The organism is Paraburkholderia sp., from assembly GCF_036488505.1.
In the GTDB taxonomy this organism is placed as follows: Bacteria; Pseudomonadota; Gammaproteobacteria; order Burkholderiales; family Burkholderiaceae; genus Paraburkholderia.
Genome location: NZ_DASXHN010000348.1, coordinates 1 through 3,801 on the forward strand (window position 1 = coordinate 1; position 3,801 = coordinate 3,801).

The 3,801-nt window shown below is 65.3% G+C and carries 4 protein-coding genes and 1 pseudogene; 1 reads left to right on the forward strand and 4 read right to left on the reverse strand.

Annotated features, from left to right (window positions below; genetic code table 11):
• Positions 1-340: 340 nt before the first annotated feature.
• The 4 genes from VGH68_RS20415 to bamE form a co-directional block, all read right to left on the reverse strand.
• Positions 341-772, reverse strand: a complete 432-nt coding sequence (locus VGH68_RS20415) for an ExbD/TolR family protein (protein WP_331605505.1) — start codon at positions 770-772, stop codon at positions 341-343.
• A gap of 85 nt (positions 773-857) precedes the next feature.
• Entirely contained in the window at positions 858-1,568 is a 711-nt protein-coding gene (locus tag VGH68_RS20420) for a MotA/TolQ/ExbB proton channel family protein (protein WP_331605506.1), read from the reverse strand.
• A 76-nt stretch (positions 1,569-1,644) separates the two neighbouring features.
• Positions 1,645-2,442 carry a 4-hydroxy-tetrahydrodipicolinate reductase gene (gene dapB / locus VGH68_RS20425; protein ID WP_331605507.1) on the reverse strand — a complete coding sequence of 266 codons (798 nt, stop codon included), beginning with the start codon at positions 2,440-2,442 and terminating at the stop codon, positions 1,645-1,647.
• Between the two features lie 276 nt (positions 2,443-2,718).
• On the reverse strand, positions 2,719-3,561 hold the full coding sequence (gene bamE, locus VGH68_RS20430; RefSeq protein ID WP_331605508.1) for an outer membrane protein assembly factor BamE: 843 nt from the start codon (positions 3,559-3,561) through the stop codon (positions 2,719-2,721).
• 154 nt (positions 3,562-3,715) lie between these two features.
• Here bamE and VGH68_RS20435 point away from each other — a divergent pair.
• A pseudogene (locus VGH68_RS20435) lies at positions 3,716-3,801 on the forward strand (transcriptional repressor); the annotation flags it as partial.

A 3,801-nucleotide genomic window follows, 5' to 3' on the forward strand; every position in this document is an offset into this window, starting at 1 on the left:
TCGCGGAGGGGTACGCCGCGCTGCGTGGTGTGGGTGGTGTGCGGTGTGGTGCCCGATGCGTGCTGGCGTGGTGCGGCTAGATGCGAGACCCGCGCCGGGTTCGTGCCTGACTCGGGTCCGACTCTTGCTCGACTTTTGCCCGGCTCTTTCCCGACTCCTTCCGACTCATGCCCGACTAGTAGCGGACTCTTGCGGGACTCTTGCGGGACTCTCGCCCGACTCCCGCCCGACTCGTACCGGACTCTTGCGGGCATGGCGCGGGCGTGGTGCCGAATTCGTGCAGGCGTGCTGCGGGCCGGTCCGCGCGCGGCGCGCAACGACAGCGCAACGGTTGCCCAATTTAACGCGCGGCGTCCGGCGGCGGCGGGTCCGTCACAAAACCGATCCGCTCGAGCCCCGCCTGCTGTGCCGCGCCCATCACCTGCGCGATCACCTCATAGCGCGTCGCGCGCTCCGCGCGCAGTTGAATCTCCGGCTGCTCGGCCTGTTTGCCCGCTTGCGCGAACCGCCCGCGCATCTGCGCGAGCGTAATGACGTTGCCGTTCCAGTACAGCTTGCCGGCGGCATCGATTGAAAGGGAAATGGTTTGCGGTGTCTGGCGCGCGGGCGCTGCAGCGACCTTCGGCAGATCGAGCCGGATCGCATGCGTGAACAAGGGCGCCGTGATGATGAAAATCACCAGCAGCACCAGCATCACGTCGATCAGCGGCGTCATGTTGATCTCGGCCATCGGCGCCGCCGTCTGCTTTTTTTCCAGTCCGCCGAATGCCATTTCGCCTCCTGAGCTTTCCGCGTGGACGTTCGTCTCTAGTGTCCAGAATGAGAAATTGATTGCCTCGTTTTTCCAACTCGGGACACTAGTGGGCCGAAGCCTGATGCGAGCGGATCGGCGCCTGAGCCGGCTCAGCCGGCGCGCACGCGTAGGCATGCAGGTCGTGCGCGAACCCGTCCAGTTCCTCCGACAATTGCCGCCCGAGTCGCCCCAGCACGTTGTACGCGAGCACTGCCGGAATCGCGACCACGAGGCCGAACGCGGTCATGATGAGTGCCTCGCCGACGGGCCCGGCGACGTTTTCGATTTGCGCCTGGCCGCTCGCCGCGATACTGCCGAGCGCGTGATAGATGCCCCATACGGTGCCGAGCAGGCCCACGAACGGCGCGGTGCTGCCAACCGACGCGAGCAATACCTGGCCGAATTCGAGCCGCCGCTGCGATGCGCTGAGCGCCTGGCGCAACGCCCGCAGCACCCGGTCGCCCCGGTCGACGCGGGCGAGCAGCGGGCCCGGAATATCCACCTCGGCCGCGTGCAGCGCTGCTTCGGCGAGCGGCGCGAATACGCGCTCGCGGTCGGTGCGCCGCAGCACAGCGACGCCTTCGGCGAGCGTCGGCGCCTGCCAGAACTGTGCGATCGCCGGGGTGGCCTGACGCTTCGCGCGCGTGAGGATCCAGCTTTTGACGATCAGAAAGCACCAGCTCGCAATCGACATGGCCAGCAGCACATACGCGACACCATGCGTGATCGCGTCGCTCGTTTGCAGGTAATGGATGATGCCGCTGCTGCCTGCCATCTGACCTCGCCGTGCGAAAGTGACTTCAGGAGCGCCCGCCGGACGCCGCGCGCCCGTTGCGCAACAACCGGCCCGCTCAACGCAGGCCGAGCACGTCCTGCATGTCGAAGAAGCCCGTTGCGTGCCCTTCGAGAAAGCGTACAGCACGAAGCGCACCTTGAGCATACGACAGACGGCTCGCCGCCTTGTGCGTGATTTCGATGCGCTCGCCGATGCCCGCGAACAGCACCGTATGGTCGCCGACGATATCGCCGCCGCGAATCGCCAAGAAGCCGATCGTGGATGGATCGCGCTCGCCGGTCACGCCTTCGCGGCCGTACACCGCGCAGTCGTCGAAATTGCGGCCGAGCGCGTTCGCGATCACTTCGCCCATCGTCAACGCGGTGCCGGACGGCGCGTCGACCTTGTGACGGTGATGCGCCTCGATGATCTCGATGTCGTAGCCGGTTGCCAATTGCCGCGCCGCGTATTCGAGCAGCTTCAGCGTCACGTTCACGCCGACACTCATATTCGACGCAAACACGATGCCAATATTCTCCGCCGCCGCGCGCAGCCGCGCTTTCTGCTCGTTGTCGAAGCCGGTCGTGCCAATCACCATTTTGACGTTATGACGCTGCGCCGCTTCGACGTGCGCGAGCGTTGCACCCGGACGCGTGAAGTCGATCAGGTAGTCGGACTCGGCGAATACGCGCTCGATGTCATCAGTGAGCAGCACACCGGTCTGCTTGCCGAGGAACGCGCCGGCGTCCTGGCCGATCTGCATCGCGCCGCTGCGGCACAGCGCGCCGGACAGCGTGGCGCCGGTATCGTTGAGGACGGTCTCGATGAGCATGCGGCCCATCCGGCCCGATGCGCCAGCAATGGCAATTTTCATGACGATGACGATTCGAAAGATATAACTGGGAACGTCCCGGGAAGCACATCAGGCGAACGCACCGGAGATGCAGCGCAGATTGCCCCCCCGAGCGCACCGTTCAGGCAAATCGCCTGAGCAACTTTCTCGAGCAGCCCCTATCAGGCAAGCGTTATCAGGCAACCCCGCGCAACGCATTCAGGCGACATACCCTGGACGCGGCCCGCCACCACATGAGCGGAAATTCCAGCGAGCGTAACGCGCTACGCGCCGCTCCCCCGCAACACCTGCTGCAAATCAGTCGCTCGTTCCCGCCGCAGGCGCAGAGCCGCTGGGCTGTGCGTTCGGCCCGCCGCTACTTGGCGAGCCCGTCGGACCGACCGGATTGCTTTGCACCGTAGGCGCGGGCGGCGGTGGACGATGGAACTGGAACTGTGGCTGGCCAGCTGCCGACGGACCTTGCGTCGGGATGCCGCCCGCGTTCGTGGTCGGCACGCCGGAGCGCACGGACGGCACACCGCCCGACGGGGACGCCGCGCTGGTCGCGCGATTGGCGGCCTGCGCGGCTTCCGCGTTGGCGTCCATGGACGGCGGCGCGGCCGCGCCAACCGCACCGTCGACCGACGGCGAGCGCGTCGTGTCGATCGCGGTCGGCGCTGCCGCCGCTGCGGCGTCGCTGGCGGCCACTGCGTTCGCAGCTTCGGCCGCACTCGCCGCGCGCACCGGCGCCGCGATCGGCCGCCGGCCGCGCCGGTCGCCGTCGATTTCAGCCAGCAATTCGAGATTGGTCGGAAGATCTTCGCCGCCGGTCCAGTGGGTCACGAGGTCACCCGAGAAGAACACGACGAAGTCGCGCTGCTGGACGATCGACGTCGAGCCGCGCTTGAAGTAGAACACGTAGTCCCACCGATCGGCGTGGAACATGTCGGTGAGAAGCGGTGTACCGAGCACCTGGCGCACCTGCGCGCGCGTCATGCCGACCTTCATCTGGTCAGCCATTTCCTGCGACACGAAATTACCTTGCACAACGGTAATGCGATACGGCGTAATGCTCTGGGCGATGCGCTGGGTCAGGCTGTCGTATGTGGAACATCCGGCAAGAACCGCGACAGTCGCAACAGCGATCAAGGTACCCCGCATGCGGCTCCCCCGGTAAATCAATTGAGATTTAGAAATCATTTCACTCACCGTGCGGGCCCGCTGACGAGCCGCGCTTCATTCCATCGAAGATGACCAGAACGGCAAAAACACATTACTATGAGAGCCCAGCATTGTACTCTAGGGATCCCTTGCCATGACCAATCCAACCGATCTCAAGAATATCGGGCTCAAGGCGACCCTTCCGCGCCTCAAAATCCTTGAGATTTTCCAGCATAGCCC

Bases quoted from the DNA above. Each gene is read 5' to 3' on its own strand.
- VGH68_RS20415 (WP_331605505.1), bottom strand. From the start codon at position 772: ATGGCATTCGGCGGACTGGAAAAAAAGCAGACGGCGGCGCCGATGGCC.
- VGH68_RS20420 (WP_331605506.1), bottom strand. From the start codon at position 1,568: ATGGCAGGCAGCAGCGGCATCATCCATTACCTGCAAACGAGCGACGCG.
- dapB (WP_331605507.1), bottom strand. From the start codon at position 2,442: ATGAAAATTGCCATTGCTGGCGCATCGGGCCGGATGGGCCGCATGCTC.
- bamE (WP_331605508.1), bottom strand. From the start codon at position 3,561: ATGCGGGGTACCTTGATCGCTGTTGCGACTGTCGCGGTTCTTGCCGGA.